Source organism: Modestobacter excelsi (assembly GCF_005930495.1).
GTDB classification, from domain to species: domain Bacteria; phylum Actinomycetota; class Actinomycetes; order Mycobacteriales; family Geodermatophilaceae; genus Modestobacter; species Modestobacter excelsi.
The window spans coordinates 89714-108609 of record NZ_SJEX01000006.1 but is presented as its reverse complement, the minus strand read 5'-3'; the positions used below and the strand labels follow the sequence as shown (position 1 = coordinate 108609).

Here is an 18896-nt window from a genome sequence, read left to right as displayed (position 1 = left end):
CCCGGGCAGGACGGCGTGCGAGCGGGGGCTGCGTGCGGGACCGTGCTCGGGCCCCACTCCGGTGCGCCGGATCTCTGTCCGAGGAGGATCCATGGTCGAGAACGCAACAGCGCCACGGCTCAGCTCCAGGACGGGCCGGCTCATGCGGCTCAGGTGTGGAGCAGCCCTGGCGGCGGCTCTCCTGGCCACCGGCTGTGCCACGGCGGGGGCCGGCTCGCCGGCTGCGCCGGTGGCCGGTCCGGCCGCGCCCGCCGATCAGTTCACGCCCGTGGTGGCGTCGACCCTCGACCCGGGCGCTGCGCCGGTCCTCGGCACCGACGGCCGGCTGCACGTGGTGTACGAGATCCAGTTGACCAACGCCAAGCCGGTGCCGGCGACGCTGCAGGAGATCCGCGTGCTGGACGCGAACGACCCCGACCGGGTGATCGCCACCGTCGCTACGGACGACCTGCCCGACGTGCTGCGAGACCTCACCGGCAAGGTGCCCGCCGGCTCACTGGAGATCGAACCGTTCGTCTCCCGGCTCGTGCTCATGCACCTGTCCTTCGCCTCGCCCGCGGACGTCCCCTCCGCCCTCGTCCACCGGTTCCTGGTCACCGGAGCGCCCCTCGACGGCAGCACCACCCCCGGGCCGCTGGACTACACGGCTGCGCCGTACGAGCTGTCCGGCACGCCACCTGTCGTCGGTCCGCCCCTGGCCGGGGACGGCTGGGTGGCGATCAACGGCTGCTGCGGCGCCGACGGCATCCACCGGAACACCGTGCTCCCGGTGAACGGGCGCCTCGCCGACACCCAGCGGTTCGCCATCGACTACATGCGCCTCGACGAGGAGGGACGACTCGTCGCCGGCGACCCGGCGGACGTGAAGTCCTATCGCGCCTACGGCGCCGAGGTCCTCGCCGTCGCCGACGCCACAGTCGTGGCCACGTTGGACTCCCTCGACGACCAGGTCCCTGGTTCGCTGCCCGACCCATCGACCATCACGCTGGAGAACGTCGACGGCAACCACGTGGTCCTCGACCTGGGCGACGGCCGCTACGCCTTCTACGCCCACCTGCAGAAGGGGTCGGTCACCGTGGCGCCGGGCGACCGTGTCCGCCGGGGAGAGGTCCTGGGCCTGCTGGGCAACAGCGGGAACACCTCGGCGCCGCACCTGCACTTCCACCTGATGGACGGGGAGTCGGTGCTCGGCTCCAGCGGACTGCCCTACACCTACGACGCCTTCGACGTGGTCGGACACATCGACGCGGCCCAGTTCGCCGCGGCCACCTCGCTCGAGGGGGTGTGGGACGAGCACCTCCTGCCGACCCCAGAACCGCGGACGGAGCAGTACCCGCTCGATCTCGACATCCTCGACTTCCCCGGCTGAACCGAGACGCCCCCTCAAGGCACCCGCCCGACCGGGGACATCCACCTGTGCAGGATCGCTGCTGACCCAGGCACTGTTCGGCCCTGACACGGAGACACCTGGGCTCCTGAGCTGCGGAACACTGGGGTGAGACTGTGGCCGAGGGGGACACGGTGCTTCCGCACACGCCTGCACCCCTGAAGACGGAGCGCTCAGCCGTAGACATCGGAGGGGGCTCGGCGGGAGCGTCGAGGACCTTCTCGTTCGTGGGCGGTGAGGTGCACCCTCACGCCCCCGGGCGCGGACAGCGAGGAGCGCGCCCCGGGGGCGTGACGGGAGGCGCTCACGGCGTGGTGCCGTAGGCGGCGCGGCCCTGTACCGCGCAGGTACCAAGGTCGCTGCCCGTCAGGGTCTGACCCTGCTCGACGGCACTGGTCCAGGTCGCGGTGGTGGCGACGGCGGCGAAGTCGGAGTGCAGCAGCGCCATGAGGGTCTCGTGGACCTGCTGTGCGGGGGCGCTGCCGGCCTCGTTCACGGTGTCGATGGCGCCGGTGGCTCCGGAGAGGACCTCGACGGCGATGCCCGCGGCAGCGGCAGCCCGGGATGTGCAGCATTCATGCGAACAGCGCCGATGACGCCCACCACGTCGAGGAGCCCGCTCGGCTACGGCCCGGTCAACCGTCGGGGGCACCGGCGGCGCGCGACATGACGAGGCGAGCGGCGGAGGTGACCAGGTCGGGCTCAGTGACCTGGATGTAGTGGATGCTGCCCGTCGCGATCAGGTGCCGCGTGTTGGGAAGCAAGTCCACCAGGGTCTGCTGCGCGGCGGGCCAGACGGCCTCGAGGTCGGCCGTCGTCATCCCGGCGTCCGGGGGGAAGTCGGGGAACGGGGCGGTCTTGGACATCACGACCAGCGGGATGTCGGGAAGCGGCGGTGCCTCCAGGACTTGCTCCACACTGGCGTCGATGTCGAACTTCTCGTAGTCCTCCAGCGCGTTGAGCGTCTCGCCCGGCGGGTCGTTGACCACCTTGATGTAGGTCTCCCACTGCTCGGCGAGCAAACCGCGCAGGGCGGGGGCGAAGGCGTCGACGAGGACGAGGCCGGCGACCTCCTCGGGATGGGTCCGTGCGTACAGCTGGCCGATCATCCCGCCCCACGAGTGCGCGACGACGACGTAGGGGCCGGGCACCTCGGCCGCCTGGAGCAGCGCGTGCAGGTCGGCCACCGAGTCGGCCACCGTGCGCGGCATGGGCACGGGCGTCGACCGGTCGGTGATGGCTCTGGGCTCGCCGGGTACGACCGTGCCGGGACGGTCGTACCGGCAGACGCGGTTCGTCTCGGCCAGAGCCTGCATCACGGGTGGTCCGACGGCCGGCGTCAGCAACTGGCTGACAGTCCAGTACTCACTGGAGTCGTGGATGCCGGACTCCAGGATGACCGTGGGGGCGCCCTCACCCATGCACTCGAGGAAGAGTTCACGCCCGCCCCCGATGTCCACCGACCGGGACTGCAGTTCACCGGGCCCGAGATCATCGGCCCCGTCATCAGACGCGCTCGCGCTCGTGCAGGCTGCCAGCGCGAGTGTCGAGATCGCGAGCACGGCCGCCAGGCGGATGGTGACGCGCGGCCGAGGCTCCACGGTCACGTCGCGGGCCGCAGGTCGGTGACGTCCAGCATGAGCGGCATCTGGTCCTCCCTCTCGCCCAAGGGTCCGGCGGGCGTCAGCTGCAGCGGTTCGCCCTGCAGGGCGGCCTCCAGGGCGTCGTCCCCGGCGGCGGTCCCCACCAGCTCCTGCGACTCGAGGACGAAAGGCAGCCCGTTGCTCGCGAGCGGGTTGGGACTGTCCATCACGTGGAAGTGCAGGTGTGGGGAGTTGGTGTTGCCCGAGTTCCCCAGCCGGCCGATCTGATCGCCGGCGTCCACCTCGTGGCCCACCTCGACGTACTCGCTGGTGCTGCCTGGCGCGAGGTGGGCGTAGAAGGCGTAGTAGGTGTGCCCGTTCTGCTCGAAGCGCTGCACGACGTGGTTGCCGCCGAACTCGGTGACCTGCAAGGTCCCGGGCGCCGGGTCGGAGCCGGGCGGCTGATCCTGGAGGTGGTCCACCACCGCCACGATCGTGCCGTCGGCCACGGCGTGGACGGGTGCGTCGTAGTAGGCATAGCTGGACATCTCGGTCGGCTCGCCGTCGAAGATCTGCATGTCCTCGTCGAGCTGGACCCAGTCGATGGCGAAGCGCTCGGCGAAGAAGTACTGCCCGTTGATGGGGTTGGCGGCACCGCGATGTGGGCTGACCTCCGCACAACAGCCGTTGCCGGTCAGCCAGTTCGACCCGTCCAGCGGCGAAGCGATGACCGGCGCCGGGATGTCGCTGACGGGCGTCTGGGCCACGGTCTCCGTCAGCTCGGCGGGCAGCAACGGATTGGGTGCCTCGGCGAACGTCACCGCGATCTCGTGACGGAGCCCGTCAGGCAGCGCTTCACGGTCCTCCACCGTGACGTCGAGCCAGACGAAGGCAGCCTGTCCACCCCGCAGCTCGACCGTCGTCCCGGTGTCCTGTTCGCCGACGACACGGGCATGGGAGAGCAGGTCGTCGCCGGCGTACTCCTCCAGCACCTCATCGGTCTCGCCGCCGACCGCCTGGACGGAGTCGATGCTCGCCTCCGTCGTCGTGGCGTTGATCAGCAGCAGCTCGTATGCCAGGTGCACCCGGCCGTCCGTGCCGGTCACCGGTGTCGGCTCGGTGCTGACGGACGCGACGATCGGCGTCAGCACCTCCTCGACCACGGCGGCTCTGTCCCCGCCGCCGCCGCCGCCGACTTCCCCTGCGCACGCCGCCAGCCCCATCCCGAGTGCTCCGGCCGTTGCCGCGACACAAAGCCCCGGCGCCCTGACCCCGGTCGCGCTCATCGAGCACCTACCGTCTCCGCAGTGCGGCACGTCGCTGGCGCGCGACGCGACTGCTCGCCGTCGGGCTCGTCGCCACACCTGCCCGGATGGAGGTGGCGGGGGGCGACGCCGGGCCACAGGCACGTGCTCGGCGCTCGGCGGTCCCGTGGCGTGGTGGTGACGGTCGCCGATGCCGTCCACTCGACCGACCTCTGGGGTGACGTCGTCCCACTGCTGTACCTCGACAGCCTGCCGACCTGGTGACCGTCAGGGCCCCGCGGTCCACTCCAACCACGCGGCGCCGGGGTGGGCTCGGCCCAGTACGGCGCCGCGGCGCACCCCGTTCCGGATGCTCACCCGGCCGATCACCCCGAACACGCCGCCGTCCCGGTTGTCCCGCAGCCAGTCCGGGGGGACCTCCAGGCCCTGCACCGTCCCGGTCGCGGCCGACCCCAGGGGGACGAGCGGGTCGACCGAGATCCACTCCACGTCGCGGACCTGCCCGATCTGCGCGACGGCCTCCCGGAAGGCAGTCAGGCGCTCCGGCGGCAGGAACACGTGGACGTAGGTGTCCACCAGGCAGAGCAGCACGTCCGGCGGGAGCTCACTGATCACCGTGGGCAGCATGTCGACGAGGTCACCGCGCAGGCTCGGCGCGCGGTGCCCTCGGGCCACCTCGACGGCGGCGGCGAACCTGGTGACCGCGTCCACCTCCGGCGGCACGCAGGCGGCCAGCCACCGCGCGGTGGTGGTGTCGGTGAGGTCCAGCGGCTCGGCGTCGACGCCCAGCCGGAGCGCCACGGCGGGTGGCCGGGGCGGGACCGGTGGCCGCCGCCCACCGCGCACGATGCAGGACAGCTGCACCGGGGACCCCAGGTCCCCGGCGCTCGACTCGGTGCCGTCGGGGAGGCGGTAGGTGTAGTGGTAACGGTCCAGGTGCAGGCCCAAGCCGGCACCGGTGCCGAGGTCGACCAGCGCCAGAGGCCGCGGGTCCTCCGCAGCGACCGCGGCGAGCGCGGGGACCACGTCCAGGCACCGGCCGACCTCGTTCATCTGGTAGCGGTGCTCACGGCACAGCCGAGCCAGGGCAACGGCCTCGGACCGGGCGAAGGCCCGCAGCGCCGGGCGGAACCCCTCGTCCGGCGGTGGCTGCACGCCGCCGGGACGCGGATAGCAGGCGGCCAGCCGCGCCGGGCCGCGCTCGTCGAGGTGGAACTTGACCGCGGCGCTGAGCACCAGCGGTGGCAGCCGGTCCAGCGGCACCGCCGCGGCCAGATCGAGCAGCTCGTCGTCCTCAGCGATCGCGGTGAACGTCGCAGCGGTCAGCCACCAGCTGGGCCGCGCGTCCGGCGGGGACCAGGCCGCCGCGATCGAGCGGGCCTGCTCGGCCACCGTCGCCCGACGATCCGGATCCACGCCCTCAGGCTCGTCGGCGGTCTCCTGCCCGTCAACGGGTGGAGCCGTCAGGTGCGGTCGGGCACCCGCACGGCCGACCCGTGCCGACGGCGCCTGAAGCTGACCGGTACGCGTTGGTCGACCTCGGTCGCTGCCGCCGTGTAGGTGATCGTGTCGGGTACCGGCAGTGAGCCACGGCCGCAGATCCGGTGAGCGAGCCGATCGCCCATGCCAGTTCATGAGGATGTCCATGCTCAACTGCTCGTGCGGGCCCATTCCCGCCCGCGAGCGGGTGCTCATCAGGAACGTGAAATCGATCGAGCTGGCTGCCCCGCCCTGCCCTGCCGGTACGCCGATCGCGACCAGGTGCCGGCGGACAACGCCGCGGCGACCCTTCGGTCACTGTGAACTGCCCTTGGCCGGCGTGCGGGGAAGCTCGATCGCGATGTGCCCTCGAGCTGAGATCAGACCTCGTCGTGCCGAAGACACGGGTCCTCAGATGTCTTCCCCCCGTCCGATGAGCGACATGACCGATACCGCGACCATCGGCCCCTGTCCCCCATGGTTCGTGCAGTCAGGAGGCGCGGTTCTCGTCATGGTCGTCCTCGATGAGGTGGCGGAGCGGCCCCGTACCTCGTCGTCGGCGGCGCGGTCGCCCTTGAAGGCACTCGGGCGGTAGCCGGTGCCTTCGTCGCCGTCGTCCTGGCCGTCGCCCACCCGGACCGCGTGCTCGACCTCGTGCAGGTGGACGGTGGCTTTCCGAAGGGCTCACGGCGGACCAGGTGCGCGCGACCTTCGCCGCTCAGGCGGGCCGGGCCGGGCCGACGTTCGCCGATGTGCCGGACCACGGGGCCTACTTCCTGCAGGGGGCGCCCCTGCTCGACCCGGCCGACCCGCTGCTCCAGGACCACCTCGCCCACGATCTGCGCGACGGCCGGGTCCGCCTGGACCCGGAGGTGCTGGTGGCCGACGCCGTCGACACCCTGCTCGGCTCGTCGCCGTGGCGACAGCTGACCCGACCGGCCCACTTGCTCTACGCGCAGTGGAGCGTCGGCGTCGACTCGGTGCCGGCCTACACGCCCGAACGGGTCTCCGGCCTGGCCGCCGAGCTGCCCGCGCTGCGGTCCACGGAGCTGGTGCCGGGCGTGGACCATGCCGCCAGCATCACGACCGGGCGCGGCGCGGCTGCCGTCGCCCGCGTCCTGCGCGAGCCGCCGGGTCGCAACGCCGGCTGAATGGCGGCACAGCGGCGCGGAGGATCGATCTCCGCCGGACACAACACCTCCCCGGGCTCCTGGCGAGCAGGAGGACGAACGAGGGTGACCGGATGGCCCGTTCGCCGCCGCTCGACGTCTGGGCCGGGATGCGCTCCTGCGCTCAGTCGAGCGGTCGGGCGGCGCACCGGGCGTAGGCGTCCTGCCAGGGACGCAGCCGCTCGAAGGCACCGCTGGCGGCGAGCACGTCGGCGTCGCCGTAACGCCTGCCGATGAGTTGCATGCCGACCGGCAGGCCGTCGACGTCCCCGGCCGGGATCGAGGCGGCCGGGTGCCCGGTGAAGTTGAGGAGGTAGGTCAGGCACCAGCCGATGAGCGGGTCGACCTCGACACCCTCGATGCTGCGGGGACCCACCGTGTTGCCGTCCGCGGCGTTGTCCACGGGTAGCGCCCCGAGCGTCGGGGTGACGAGCAGGTGGTGGGTGCGCAGCACGCGCTGGATCTGGTCGTAGACGTGGGTGCGCATCCGCTGGTCGCTCAGCACGTCCTGCGCGCTCATCCGGTAGCCCTCGTCGATCCAGTGCAGGTACTCGGGCGGGAAGTCCTCGCGGTGCTCGCCGAGCAGGTCCAGTCCCTGTCCCTTGATGCCCTCGAGGCCTTCGATGTTCAGCGGGGTGATCAGCCGGCACCACAGATCGGAGAGCTCGCGCTGGTCGTGGTCAAATCTGATCTCGACCTCCTCCACCACGGCGCCGGCCTCCTCGAAGGCCTGCACCGCGCTCTGGACCACGGCAGCGACTCGGCGATCCACCGGGAAGGCGCCGAAGTCGGGGCTGTAGGCGATCCGCCAGCCGCGGATCGACCGGCGCGTCGACCCGGAGAAGGTGGCGGCGTCATCGAGGGAGAACGGGTCCCGGTCGTCGTACCCTGCCAGTACGTCCAGGGCCAGGGCCGAGTCGTCGACGGTGCGGGTGACGGCCCCCTCGTAGAGGAACGGGTTGAGCGAGCCGAAGGCGTCCGGGCGGGCGGTGTAGGGCACGCGGCCGAACGAGGCCTTGAAGCCGTACAAGCCGCACCAGGACGCCGGGATGCGGACCGATCCGCCGCCGTCCGTGGCTTCGGAGAGCGGGAGCAGCCCGTCAGCCACAGCGGCGGCGCTCCCACCGGAGGAGCCGCCGGTGTTCTTCGTCGTGTCGAACGGGTTGCGGGACGGGCCGAACAGGTAGTTGTCGCACGTGCCGCGGAAGCCCATCACAGGGCTGTTGGTCTTGCCGACGAGGATGGCGCCGGCGGCCTCCATCCGCTCGGCGTAGGTGCAGTGGGCGGGCACGGTGAAGTCCCGCAACGCCCGCACCCCGCCGAACGTCGCCGGCCACCCGGGCTTGAAGTCGAAGAGGTCCTTCAGGGCGGTCGGGACGCCGTGCAGCGGCCCCAGCTCCACGCCGGAGGTCAGAGCCCTCTCGGCACGCTTCGCCTGATCCCGGGCTTCGTCGAAGGCCGTGAAGACGAAGGCGTTGAGGGTGGGGTTGCGGGCCTCGATGCGGGCGATGACCGCATCGAGGAGCTCGACGGGGGACAGGTCGCGACGCCGGATGCGGGCTGCCAGGTCGGTCGCGGTGCCGTAGGCCAGCTCTTCGGACACGGTCATCGTCCACCCTCCTCGGGATTCGCTGAGCGCAGTTTCCCGAGGGGGGCCTCGCTGCCGCAACAAGTTCCTGCGGAGTTGTGGGCTCGCCAGCGGACCCTTGACCCGGGCGGTCAGCTGACACGCGCGGATGTGCATCGGCAGCCCCGTGGGGAAGCGGGTGGTGCGCCGTGTGCCGTGGCCCTGCCGACGCGGTTCGCCAGGGTGATCCGGGAGCCCCCACCGGCCGGTGACCGTGGCGGTCAACTTGGTGGGCCTTGCCGCCTGATGCTGGACCCGGTCACCGCGGGGCCCTCTCCTCTGTCTCCGAGGGGCGACACGCTACACACGCACACGCGTCGTTCACGATGGTGACGCGGTACCACGCGTAGGTGAGGGCTTCCCGCCCTTGATGGTCCTGTGCTGGTATCCGTGACCAGCGAAATACAGGTCGGCGTGGCCTTTTCCCGCCCTGCTCAGGACGCGGGCGTCGGGGTGAGCGCGTGGGTGACCGCGCGCGTCAGGCTCTCGAGATCGGTGCCCGGTTCCGGCGCCACGGCGCCATCCCGGACGAGCGTGGCGAGGCCGTGCACGAGCGACCACGCGGTCAGCGCACGAATCCGGTCAGTGGTGCCGAAACGGGCCCGAGCGCCGTCGCGCAGGACGGCATTGGTTCGGCCACGGGCAGCGACGAGCTGCGCGTCGACGGCGCGGTACACATTTGGCCGGAACATCACGGAGAAGTGGCCCGGATGGCTGGCGGCGAAAAGCACCAGCGGTGGTGTCATCTTGACGTCGTCAAGACCGCTCCTCCGTGGAGGTGTCCCGATGGCAACACTGCCCTGGATCTCGCTCGGCTCCATCCAGATCGACACCCCCGCACTCGTCATGGCCTCGCGCTTCCGAGTGCGCCGGCTGCGCGACGTGCCGCGCTTCTTTCTGGACTCGGTGCGCATCCACCGTCAGGTCCGCGCCGCCGACGGTGCGCTGGGGGTGTCGCTGATCGCCCGCCCCCTGCGTCGGGAGTTCTCCACGCTCAGCGCGTGGCGGAACCGGGCCGCGCTCGAGGCGCTGGTCCGTGCACAGCCGCACGCCGGCGCGATGAGGCGGCACCGTCCCGTGATGGCCGAGTCGACCTTCACGTTCTGGGACGTCGAGGCAGATCGGCTCCCGGTGCGGTGGGAGGAAGCTCGACGTCGGCTCGACCAGGCACGTGCCGCCACAGAGGGTTCGACATGAGCGACGTCCGTTACACGCCGCCCGGCTTCGCCGCCGTGGGGGATGTGGATCTCTGCTTCGACATCTTCGGCGACCCCGAGGGCCCGACGATGCTGCTGATCATGGGGATGGGCTTCCAGCTGATCCACTGGCCGGAGAGCTTCTGTCGGCAGCTGGCCGCCGAGGGCTTTCGGGTCGTGCGCTTCGACAACCGGGATGCCGGGTTGTCCACCCATCTGCCGGGGTGCCGCTACTCGCTCGAGGACATGGCCGACGACGCCACCGGCCTCCTCGACCGGCTCGGGGCCGCGTCGGCGCACGTCGTCGGGGCCTCGCTCGGCGGCATGATCGCCCAGACGATGGCCATCCGGCACCCTCCCCGGTTGCGCTCCCTGGCCTCGCTCATGTCCACCACGGGGCGACGAGGCAAGGGCCGGACCTCCGTACGCGTGTTGCGGCACCTCCTCACGCGTCCGACGCGGAGTCAGGAGGAAGCCATCGAACGCCGGGTCCGGGTGTTCGCGTCGATCGGTTCCATCGGATTCGAGCAGGACCTCGAGGAGTTGCGCCGTACCACGGTATCGGCCCTCGAGCGCGATCCCGACGCGCGGAACGGGCGGCGCCGCCAGCACCGCGCTGTCCGGCACGCCCCCGACCGGACGAAGGCACTCGGACGCGTCGCCGTGCCGACCGTGGTCATCCACGGCACTGCCGACAGGATGTGCCACCCCTCAGGCGGACGTGCGACCGCCGAGGCGGTACGCGGCGCCCGCCTGGAGATGATCAGCGGAATGGGCCACGACCTGCCGCCTGGAGCGTGGCCGAGGCTCGTCCGTGCCATCGCGGACAACGCGCACCGTGGCGACCAGGGCGATGGGGGGCATGGCTGACCGATGGGTCGATCGGTTCGCCAGCACCCGTGTCGCGCACCGCCACGGGCAGAGCTACACCACCTGCGCTGCGGGGACGGGACTCCCGGCCGCGCAGCAGTGGGGCCCAACTGGGTGTCCGAGGGGCGACACGCTACATGTGCCCACGGCTGTGGCGGTGAGGGCGGTGGTCCCGTCAGCCCATCAGTCCAGGTTACGTCCCGGAGCCTCCCAGTGGCGGGCGGGCCTCATCGCCGCCGACGAGCAGGACCGCTCCCGCTCGGGGGTGAACGCACCCCTTGCTCGGCCTCCGAGAATCTCTGCTGGCGTCGCGGTGCAGTGGCGGCTGGGACTGACCGAGGACGGCGGAAGCGATGTCGCCTGGGTGGTCGAGAGGCCACGATCAGGTCATGGACGTCGATCGGAGACCGCGAGAGCGCGGCATCGAGCGGCCTGCTCCCACGGGACCTGGCGGCAACTACGTGCCCGCCATGATCGCCGGGGACCTGCTGTTCCTGTCCGGCATGGGGCCGGTGCGGCCCGACGGCGGCCTGGACGTGGCCACCGCCCGGGACGCCGCACGGCTCGCCGGTCTGCAACTGGCTGGCCGCGCTGCGCGCCGAGCTCGGCGACCTGGGCCGGGTGCGGCAGGTGGTCAAGGTGTTCGGGATGGTCAACTGCCGGGCGGGCTTCAGCCGGACGCCCGCCGTCATCGACGGCTGCTCGGACCCGATCGCCGAGGTCTTCGGGGACGCCGGCCGGGGCGCCCGCTCCGCGGTCGGCATGGCCGAGCTCCCCTTCGACATCGCCGTCGAGATCGAGGCCGTCGTCCGGGTGGTGCCGGATGCGCGCTGAGATGCCCTCGGACGACCTCTAACCACCAGGAGGACACGTGCTGCTCGAGGCCATGACGTTCGGCGAGGTCCGATCCGCGCTGGCAGAGGGACGGCGCGACGTCGTCGTCCCGTGCGGAGCGGTGGAGCAGCACGGCCGGCACCTGCCCCTGGACGTCGACGCGGTGCACGCCGACCGGCTCGCCGTGGAGGTCGCCGAGCGGCTGGGGACGGCCCTGGTCGCCCCGACTATCCGGGTGGGTGTCTCGCCGCACCACATGGCCTTCCCCGGCACGATCAGCCTGCAGCCGGAGACGTTCCAGGCGGTGTACTTCGACTACTGCCGGAGCCTGGCCGCGCACGGCTTCGAGAACATCCTCTGCTTCTCCGCGCACGGCGGGAACTTCGGGCCGCTCGCGGAGATGGAGCAGCGGCTGAACGACCTGGTGCGCCCGGAGACCCGGGTGATCGTGTTCTCCGACCTGCACGGGCTCATCGACGTCTGGCGAACGGCCGTCATGGACGGCGGAGGGGATCCCGACCGGGTCGGTGGGCACGCCGACGTCGCTGAGTCCTCGGTCTACTCCTGTCTCCGGCCGGGCGCGGTGCGGACCGACCAGCTCGTCTGCGGCTACACCGGGCCGGTGGACGACGAGGTGCTGCAGCAGCTGTTCACCGGCGGGATCAAGGCCCTCTCCGACACGGGGGTCATGGGCGACCCACACGGGCTCTCCGGCGCCATCGGGCAGCTGTGCGTGCAACGGGTGGCGGACATGATCGCCGCCCACTTCACCCAACGGATGAGGGCTGACTCACGGAGGTCGTGATACGCAACAGTCGTGCGCGGGCCGACGGGCACAGGCCCACCACCACAGTCCTCCCGGTGTTGTCAGGGCCGAAACCCTCGGACGGTCAGGCTGGGTGCGTCCGGGCACGCCGAGCACGTGTTCGCGGCGGGGGTCGCTGTCATGTTCTGGCGGGCGAGGTGACGAACCAGCACGGCGGCGCGGAAGGTCAACCCCACCCGGCGCCGTCCTCACAGGTAAGCCACTTGGGATGGTCGCGGCGTGGGCCGCGGACACTCTCTAAGCACCCAATATGGCCGTTAACCCCATTGATGGATCGCTATGTTCATCAGCAGTATGGGCCCTGAGCTGCGCTTACACTGCGCAACCAACGCGAGCAGATGGTTCAAAATCAACTCGCAGGCTCTCTGTTCCCGCAGCCCCAGGGCGAGGGATTGTGCGCCTGGTGGGGCGGAGTTGGGTGGCGATCGCGGCTCAAATCGCGGCCTCGCGCTCTCCAACACAGCGATGCCGATCAGTCCTCCATCAGTGCCAACTGCTTGCCGATCCCGCGCGGGTGCTGTCCCCGGCGACCTCCAGCAAAGGTCAACCGTCGTCGAGGGCGCGGGTTGGTGCCAAGGTCGAAGGCCCCCGGAACCCCAGGGGCACCGAACGGAGCCCGGCGAGACGGTTGCTGGTGATCGACGCCTACGCGGTCGTACCACTGGTGCCGCTGCGTGGTTCGCCGACGGCGCGACGCCTGACCGCCGTCGTGGGCTCAGCCAGGGACCGGCGCGTCCTGCGCCAGGCCCGCGTGGGCTTGGCGCAGCTCGCGCTTGAGGATCTTGCCGCTGGGGTTCTTCGGCAGCCCGTCGGCGAGCACGACGTACTTGGGCCGCTTGTAGCCCGCGAGGCGCTCGCGGACGTGCGCGTGCACGTCGCCCTCGCTGAGCGTCGAGCCCGGCTTGGGGACGACGACGGCGGTGACCGCCTCGACCCAGAACGGGTGGCTGATCCCGAAGACGGCGACCTCGGCGACGCCATCGAGCTCGTAGACGGCCTCCTCGACCTCCCGGCTGGCGACGTTCTCCCCGCCGGTCTTGATCATGTCCTTCTTGCGGTCGACGACCGACAGGTAGCCGTCCTCGGTCATCACTCCGAGGTCGCCGGAGTGGAACCACCCGCCGCGGAAGGCCTCAGCGGTCTTCTCCTCGTCGCCGAAGTAGCCCAGCGCGGCGTGCGGGCTGCGGTGCACGATCTCCCCGATCGTCCCGGGTGGCACCGGGGAGCCGTCGTCGCCGACCAGGAGCGTCTCGACGTTGAGCGCGGCCCGGCCGGCCGAGCCCGCCCTCGCCTCCTGCTCGTGTGGGCGCAGGATCGTCGCCAGCGGGGACATCTCGGTCTGGCCGTAGAAGTTCCACAGCTGAACCTCTGGCAGCCGCCGCCGCAGCTCCCGCAGCACCTCCACCGGCATCGGGGAGGCGCCGTAGTAGCCCTTGCGCAGGCTCGAGAGGTCGGTGGTGTCGAAGTCGGGGTGCCGCAGCAGCGAGATCCACACGGTGGGCGGGCAGAAGAGCTTGGTCACCTGCTCCCGCGCGATCGTGGCGAGCAGCGCGGCCGGTTCAGGCGAGGGCAGGAGGACGCTCGTCGCGCCGAGGTGGACGTCGACGGAGAAGAAGCAGTCCAGCTGGGCGCAGTGGTACATGGGCAGCGCGTGCACCTCGACGTCGTCGGCGCTCATCCCGCCGTCGACGATGCAGCTGACGTACTGGCTGATCAGCGACCGGCTGGAGAGCATGACGCCCTTGGGACGTGACTCGGTGCCCGACGTGTACATCAGCCGGAGCGGGTCGTCGTCGGCCACCAGGACGTCGGGCGCACTGTCGTCGCCGTCGGTCCACCACGGGTCGACGTCTTCCCAGCCGTCGGCCGGGGTTGCGCCGGAGAGCCCGATCCAGCCACGCAGACCACCCCCGTGACCGGCCGCGGCCAGCGCCTGCTCGGCACTGGGCGCGAGCGCGTCCTCCGCGACGATCCCGCTCGCTCCGGAGTGCCGCAGGATGTACGCGATCTCCTCCGAGCCCAGCATGAAGTTGACCGGGACGAGCACCACGCCCAGCTTCGCGGTGGCGAACGCCAGGACGGCGAACTGCCAGCAGTTGTGCGACAGCAGCGCCAGCCGGTCGCCCTTGCCCAGGCCGCGGTCGGCCAGGGCGTGCGCCGCCCGGTTCACCGCGGCGTCGAACTCGGCGTACGTGACGCGCAGGCCCCCGGCGACGACGGCGAGCTTGTCCGGATCGCGGCGGGCGGTGCGGTGCAGCAGGTCGCCGACCGAGTGCTGGCGGGCGCGGCCCACCGCGGCGGCGGTGCTGGGGGAGAACGTCGGGTCCACGGGCGATCTGGCCTCCGGTCGAGGGCGTGCGGGTCCGCCACGCACAGCTGTTGGGGCAGGGTCCCGCGTCGGGGGTCGTCCCGTCCACATGCCCGGCCGTCCCTACTGCGACCGCCGCCGGGGCATGCTCGACCTCCGCAGGCGCACGCCCCGCCCGGAGCAGCGAGGGGCGCCCGAGATCGCCCTGGTGTGGCTCGCGGCGGTGTTCCTGTGCACGGCTGTGGCCTGGCGGCGCATGTTCAGCCTGGCCGTCGGTGTCCTGGGAACCGTGCCATCCCGACCGCGCAGGCGGACCAGGCTCGAGCGGACTACAAGCACCGTCCTCGTCAATCGGGGCCGGCTGCACTCTCGCGGGTGCGTCCACTTCAACCAAGTACAGCAACCGGTACGGCAACGCTGTGTACAACCGCAGATCTTGGAAGACGACCACGGACGCCGCGCCCTTGTGAGCCGCAGGAACGGCACATCGGCGGACGCCCACGGGGAAGTGCACGTGGCTGGGGGCCAAGGGGCTGGACGGGGTGCGCCAGCTGCTCGGACAAGGAACGAACCTCCGGGCGAGAGGGGTCTCCGGAGCGCAGCCCGGGAGAGCGAGGTCGAACCAGATCCCGGACACGGGAGAACACGTGGCCACGCCCTGCCGGGGGGCGGCCTAGCAAGCAGGGGATGTCGGTCGCGCCTACTCCGTGGTGCCGGGCGCGTCTTCGCCGGAATGGGAGTCGACCCACACGCCGGCGAACCTCCGGATCTCGCCGAGGGCGTCGCGTAGCCGCGCGAACAGATCCGGACGCAGGAGGAGATCGGCACTGTCCTGGACGATCGGTTGGTCGGCAGCTACGCGGAGTCCACGCTGCAGGGCTGTGACTGCGGCGCCACCGCGGTGGCCTGGGACCTGGCTCTCGATCGAGCTCGAGCCGACGGCGGCCCCAAGCCGCGCTGTGCCCGGGCCGCCCTTCCGCCGAGCGGGTCCGGGGCCCGTCCTTGACGGGCGGGCGGGCGCATCCCATAGTGCCCCCACGTCAGAGCCGTTGTCGGACATCTGACAGCTGAGGCGTGACCACCGAGCAAGGAGGCATCGTGGCCGTGCACGTCCCTGTGCCGACGATCATCGCGCAGAACGTCCTCGTCGAGGAGGACTCCGTCCGCATCCTCGACCGTCGGGTCTTCCCGTTCGAGCGCGAATGGGTGAGCTGCCGCACCTACGAGGACGTCGCCAAGGCGATCGAGGACATGGTCACCCAGAGCAGCGGACCACTGTTCGCCGCCGCGGGCGGCATGACCCTCGCCGCGCGCGCAGCGGACCAGCTCCGCCCGGCCGAACGCCGCGCGTCCATGGTCGACGCCGCTGCCCGGCTCGTCGCCACCCGACGCACCAACAACCAGATCCGCGACGTGGTCGCCGAGCTCGTCGAGGTCGCCGACACCGCGCTGGCCGCGGATGAGCCGCTCGGCCCGGCGGTGGAGCGCGCTGCCCGGGCCGCGGGAGAGCGCTACCTCGACCGCAGCCGACGGCTGGGCGAGCACGCCGCTGAGCTCATCCCGGACGGCGCGACCGTGCTGACCCACTGCTGGGCGGAGTCCTACATCACCGAGACCCTGGCCGCGGTGCTGCGGCAGGGGAAGCACATCAACGCGATCTGCACCGAGACCCGCCCCTACCTGCAGGGCGCCCGCCTGACCGCGGAGAGCCTCGCCGAGATGGGCGTGCCGACCCGGCTGGTGACCGACGCGATGCCGGCCCACCTGATGAGCCGCGGCGACATCACGCACTTCGTCACCGCCGCCGACCGCGTGACGATGGACGGCTCGGTGGTGAACAAGGTGGGGACCCTGCAGATCGCCATCGCCGCGCACAGCTTCGACGTCCCCTACCTGGCCCTGGTGCAGGCACCGGATCGGCACGCGCCGGACGCCGGGGCCGTGGAGCTCGAGGACCGGGACGGGAACGAGGTGCTGCACTGCCTTGGCCGGCGGACAGCGTCCCAGCGGGTCACCGGGGTGTACCCGGCCTTCGACGTGACCCCCGCGCGCTTCGTCGGCACGGTGGTGACCGACCGGGGCCGGTTCTCTCCCTACGACCTCGAGTCCTACTACCGGCCTGCGGCGGAACAGGCGTGAGCGCGGACCTGCTCCCGATCACCCGCATCCCCCGCGTGGGCCTGCCGGCTCGGGCGCTGGTCGTCGGCGACCCGTTCCGCGCCGAGCGGGTCGCCGGCCGGTTGGACGGTGCCGAGGAGGTGGCCCACGCGAGGGAGTACCGCACCTTCCGTGGCCGCTGGCAGGGAACCGACGTGCTGGTCTCCTCGCACGGGGTCGGCGGCCCCGGCGCCGTCTGCCTGTTCACCGAGCTGGCCGACGCCGGCGTCGGCACCGTGATCCGCTTCGGCACGGCTGGTGCCATGCAGCGGGGCGTGGCCGACGGCGACCTGGTCATCGCCGAGGCGGCGGTCCGCGACGACGGGGTCACCGGACAGCTGGTGCCGCCCGAGTACCCGGCCGTCGCCAGCGCGGAGGTCGTGCTGGCCCTCGCCGACGCGGCCCGGCAGCGTGGGGTGCCGCATCACCGCGGCCTCGTGTGGACGCGGGCCGCCTTCTACCCGGCTCTGCTGGAGTTGCCGATGCAGGCGTACGTCACCGCCGGTGTGCTGGCCATCGAGATGGAGCTCTCGGCCCTCCTGGTCACCGGCGCCCTGCGGGGGCTGATCTGCGGGGGCGTCCTGGTGATCGACGGGGTGGCCGCGGACGAGCTGGCCACCACCACCGGCTACGACCCGCACCGCGACGTGGTCGCCGCCGGTGTCGACCGCGGCGTCGCCGTCGCCCTCGACGCCCTGAGCTCGCTACCGGTGGGGGAGGCGACCGCGTGAAGCCGGCGACCAGCCGCGAGGAACTGCTCGGACAACTGGCCGAGGTGGGCCGCATGGCGGTCGCCCGAGGCCTCGTACTGGCCAGCGGAGGCAACCTCTCCGCGCGCCTCCCGGGGGAGGACAGGTTCCTCGTCACCGGCGCCGGCACGTGGCTGGACCGGCTGACCCCCGAGGACTTCGCGCTGCTCTCGCTCGACGGCGAGACGCTCGAGGGACCGGCGCCGTCGAGCGAGTGGAAGCTGCACGCGCGGACCTACCGCGTACGGCCGGACGTCAACGCCGTCGTCCATCTGCACCCGCAGTACACCGTGCTGGTCGACGCCATGGGCTACCCCATCCGCTTCGTGAGCCTCGACCACGCCTTCTACGTGCACAGCGTCGGCGCCGTCCCGTACGCGCCCAACGGCTCCGACGAGCTCGCCGACACCGCCGCCGAGCAGGCCCGCCGGCACGACTGCGTGGTGCTGTCGCACCACGGTTGCTCGACCGTGGGCGCCGACGTCGGCATGGCCTTCCGCCGGGCGATGAACCTCGAGGAGGCCGCCATCGCCACCTACCGGATGCTCGCCTGCGGCGACTCGACGACGGCGTTCCCGGCCGAGGCCTACGCCCAGCTGCGGCACACCTAGCCGCAGGTGGGTGCGGTCAGCGGACCCGCAGGATCGAGAACTGGAAGCGACCCTCGAGGAAGTACGTCCTGCTGTGCAGCAGCGGAACGGCCTGCGCGTCGTAGTGGACCTGCTGCAGCAGGAGGTAGGTGGCCCCGCGGGGCCGTTCCCCCCACCCGATGTCCTTGCCCCGCGTGGCGTGGACGCCGGCAACCGCGGTGCGCGGAACGGCCCCGCTGGACTCCAGGAGGGCGAAGAGGGAACCGCCGACCGTGGCGGGGTCGAGGTCGGCGGGCAGCAGGTCGCGCGGGATCGCCTCGTAGGAGAAGGCGACCAGGACGTCGTCGGCATGCACGGCCCGTGTGGTCGCGAGCACCGGGCACGGGGCCTCCCGCTCCAGCGCCAACCGCTCGGCCTCGGTGGCATCGCGGACCTCGGCGCTGCGGTAGTCGATCCGCGGTTGCCTGCCGTGCGCGATGATCGTGTCGGTCATCGACTGCAGTTCCTGCAACCCGGCCCTGAGTGCGCGCCCGAACGGCGTGGCGAAGGTGCCGACCCCGTGGCGGGTCACGGTCAGGCCTTGCTTCTCCAGCTGCACGAGCGCGGCCCGCACCGTGCTGCGGGAGACCCCGTAGTCCGCCGACAGCTCGGCCTCGGTCGGCAGCTGACCGCCGGGCGCCCACTCCCCGTCACGCAGCCGCTCGCGCAGCGACGCGGCGAGACGGGTGTGCAGCGCCAGCCCGGAGCTGAGCGCCCGTCCACCAGCGGGGGCCGGGCCGGATGCGCGGTCGCCAGCAGTCCCTCGCCGGGGGAGCGGTCGTCCGGCTGCCACGCCGGCGAGCATAGGGGAGCACCG

At 71.8% G+C, this 18896-nt stretch carries 17 protein-coding genes; 9 read left to right on the top strand and 8 right to left on the bottom strand.

All coding sequences use genetic code 11. The features are described from left to right. The first annotated feature begins 229 nt into the window (after positions 1-229). Positions 230-1369: a M23 family metallopeptidase gene (locus tag FHL80_RS04110; RefSeq protein WP_216870408.1), complete on the top strand. Its 1140-nt coding sequence runs from the start codon at positions 230-232 to the stop codon at positions 1367-1369. Positions 1370-1691: 322 nt separating this feature from the next. Here FHL80_RS04110 and FHL80_RS25210 read toward each other — a convergent pair whose 3' ends face one another. The 4 genes from FHL80_RS25210 to FHL80_RS04090 all read right to left on the bottom strand — a co-directional run bounded on the left by FHL80_RS25210 (position 1692) and on the right by FHL80_RS04090 (position 5651). Beyond that, on the bottom strand, positions 1692-1883 hold the full coding sequence (locus tag FHL80_RS25210; RefSeq protein ID WP_216870407.1) for a hypothetical protein: 192 nt from the start codon (positions 1881-1883) through the stop codon (positions 1692-1694). 139 nt (positions 1884-2022) lie between these two features. After that, positions 2023-2808 carry an alpha/beta fold hydrolase gene (locus tag FHL80_RS04100; RefSeq protein ID WP_138732167.1) on the bottom strand — a complete coding sequence of 262 codons (786 nt, stop codon included), beginning with the start codon at positions 2806-2808 and terminating at the stop codon, positions 2023-2025. A 182-nt stretch (positions 2809-2990) separates the two neighbouring features. Further along, positions 2991-4133, bottom strand: coding sequence for a M23 family metallopeptidase (locus FHL80_RS04095; RefSeq protein WP_216870406.1), 1143 nt, complete (start codon positions 4131-4133; stop codon positions 2991-2993). A gap of 369 nt (positions 4134-4502) precedes the next feature. Continuing rightward, on the bottom strand, positions 4503-5651 hold the full coding sequence (locus FHL80_RS04090) for a DUF2332 domain-containing protein (RefSeq protein WP_216870405.1): 1149 nt from the start codon (positions 5649-5651) through the stop codon (positions 4503-4505). A 761-nt stretch (positions 5652-6412) separates the two neighbouring features. Between FHL80_RS04090 and FHL80_RS04085 the strand changes: the two genes are divergently transcribed. Beyond that, a complete protein-coding gene (locus tag FHL80_RS04085; protein ID WP_138732164.1) occupies positions 6413-6865 on the top strand; it encodes a hypothetical protein in 453 nt (150 codons plus the stop codon). Between the two features lie 142 nt (positions 6866-7007). Here FHL80_RS04085 and FHL80_RS04080 read toward each other — a convergent pair whose 3' ends face one another. Both FHL80_RS04080 and FHL80_RS04075 read right to left on the bottom strand, forming a co-directional pair. Then, positions 7008-8492 carry an amidase gene (locus FHL80_RS04080; RefSeq protein ID WP_138732163.1) on the bottom strand — a complete coding sequence of 495 codons (1485 nt, stop codon included), beginning with the start codon at positions 8490-8492 and terminating at the stop codon, positions 7008-7010. 452 nt (positions 8493-8944) lie between these two features. Then, positions 8945-9256, bottom strand: a complete 312-nt coding sequence (locus FHL80_RS04075; RefSeq protein ID WP_216870404.1) for a TetR-like C-terminal domain-containing protein — start codon at positions 9254-9256, stop codon at positions 8945-8947. A 40-nt stretch (positions 9257-9296) separates the two neighbouring features. On the opposite strand from FHL80_RS04075, the gene FHL80_RS04070 reads away from it, so the two are divergent. From FHL80_RS04070 to FHL80_RS04055, 4 genes are all read left to right on the top strand, one after another. Next, the gene (locus FHL80_RS04070) at positions 9297-9707 is read left to right on the top strand and encodes a DUF3291 domain-containing protein (RefSeq protein ID WP_138732161.1); all 411 of its coding nucleotides are present in this window, start codon (positions 9297-9299) and stop codon (positions 9705-9707) included. Beyond that, complete coding sequence (locus FHL80_RS04065; protein ID WP_138732160.1) at positions 9704-10576, top strand: alpha/beta fold hydrolase; 873 nt, start codon at positions 9704-9706, stop codon at positions 10574-10576. The genes FHL80_RS04070 and FHL80_RS04065 overlap by 4 nt, the downstream gene beginning before the upstream one ends. A gap of 630 nt (positions 10577-11206) precedes the next feature. Further along, complete coding sequence (locus tag FHL80_RS25205; protein ID WP_216870403.1) at positions 11207-11410, top strand: RidA family protein; 204 nt, start codon at positions 11207-11209, stop codon at positions 11408-11410. Between the two features lie 37 nt (positions 11411-11447). Further along, the gene (locus tag FHL80_RS04055; protein ID WP_216870402.1) at positions 11448-12215 is read left to right on the top strand and encodes a creatininase family protein; all 768 of its coding nucleotides are present in this window, start codon (positions 11448-11450) and stop codon (positions 12213-12215) included. A 736-nt stretch (positions 12216-12951) separates the two neighbouring features. On the opposite strand, the gene FHL80_RS04050 is transcribed toward FHL80_RS04055, so the two are convergent. Next, positions 12952-14565 carry an acyl-CoA synthetase gene (locus tag FHL80_RS04050; RefSeq protein WP_138732159.1) on the bottom strand — a complete coding sequence of 538 codons (1614 nt, stop codon included), beginning with the start codon at positions 14563-14565 and terminating at the stop codon, positions 12952-12954. A 1077-nt stretch (positions 14566-15642) separates the two neighbouring features. Between FHL80_RS04050 and FHL80_RS04045 the strand changes: the two genes are divergently transcribed. The 3 genes from FHL80_RS04045 to FHL80_RS04035 are packed head-to-tail and all read left to right on the top strand — an operon-like array spanning position 15643 to position 18061. Then, positions 15643-16683, top strand: coding sequence for a s-methyl-5-thioribose-1-phosphate isomerase (locus FHL80_RS04045; RefSeq protein ID WP_246078445.1), 1041 nt, complete (start codon positions 15643-15645; stop codon positions 16681-16683). Next, the gene (locus tag FHL80_RS04040) at positions 16680-17432 is read left to right on the top strand and encodes a nucleoside phosphorylase (protein ID WP_138732158.1); all 753 of its coding nucleotides are present in this window, start codon (positions 16680-16682) and stop codon (positions 17430-17432) included. Before FHL80_RS04045 ends, FHL80_RS04040 begins: the two co-directional genes overlap by 4 nt. Further along, positions 17429-18061 (top strand): class II aldolase/adducin family protein, encoded by a 633-nt coding sequence (locus tag FHL80_RS04035; RefSeq protein WP_138732157.1) that lies wholly within the window; start codon positions 17429-17431, stop codon positions 18059-18061. The genes FHL80_RS04040 and FHL80_RS04035 overlap by 4 nt, the downstream gene beginning before the upstream one ends. Positions 18062-18077: 16 nt before the next feature. Here FHL80_RS04035 and FHL80_RS04030 read toward each other — a convergent pair whose 3' ends face one another. Beyond that, positions 18078-18872, bottom strand: coding sequence for a GntR family transcriptional regulator (locus tag FHL80_RS04030; RefSeq protein WP_216870399.1), 795 nt, complete (start codon positions 18870-18872; stop codon positions 18078-18080). Between the last annotated feature and the right edge of the window lie 24 nt (positions 18873-18896).

What these genes read in the sequence shown, in the direction of transcription:
- FHL80_RS04075 (WP_216870404.1), bottom strand. Translation starts at nt 9,256, where the DNA reads ATGACACCACCGCTGGTGCTTTTCGCCGCCAGCCATCCGGGCCACTTC.
- FHL80_RS04070 (WP_138732161.1), top strand. Translation starts at nt 9,297, where the DNA reads ATGGCAACACTGCCCTGGATCTCGCTCGGCTCCATCCAGATCGACACC.
- FHL80_RS04080 (WP_138732163.1), bottom strand. Translation starts at nt 8,492, where the DNA reads ATGACCGTGTCCGAAGAGCTGGCCTACGGCACCGCGACCGACCTGGCA.
- FHL80_RS04100 (WP_138732167.1), bottom strand. Translation starts at nt 2,808, where the DNA reads ATGGGTGAGGGCGCCCCCACGGTCATCCTGGAGTCCGGCATCCACGAC.
- FHL80_RS04065 (WP_138732160.1), top strand. Translation starts at nt 9,704, where the DNA reads ATGAGCGACGTCCGTTACACGCCGCCCGGCTTCGCCGCCGTGGGGGAT.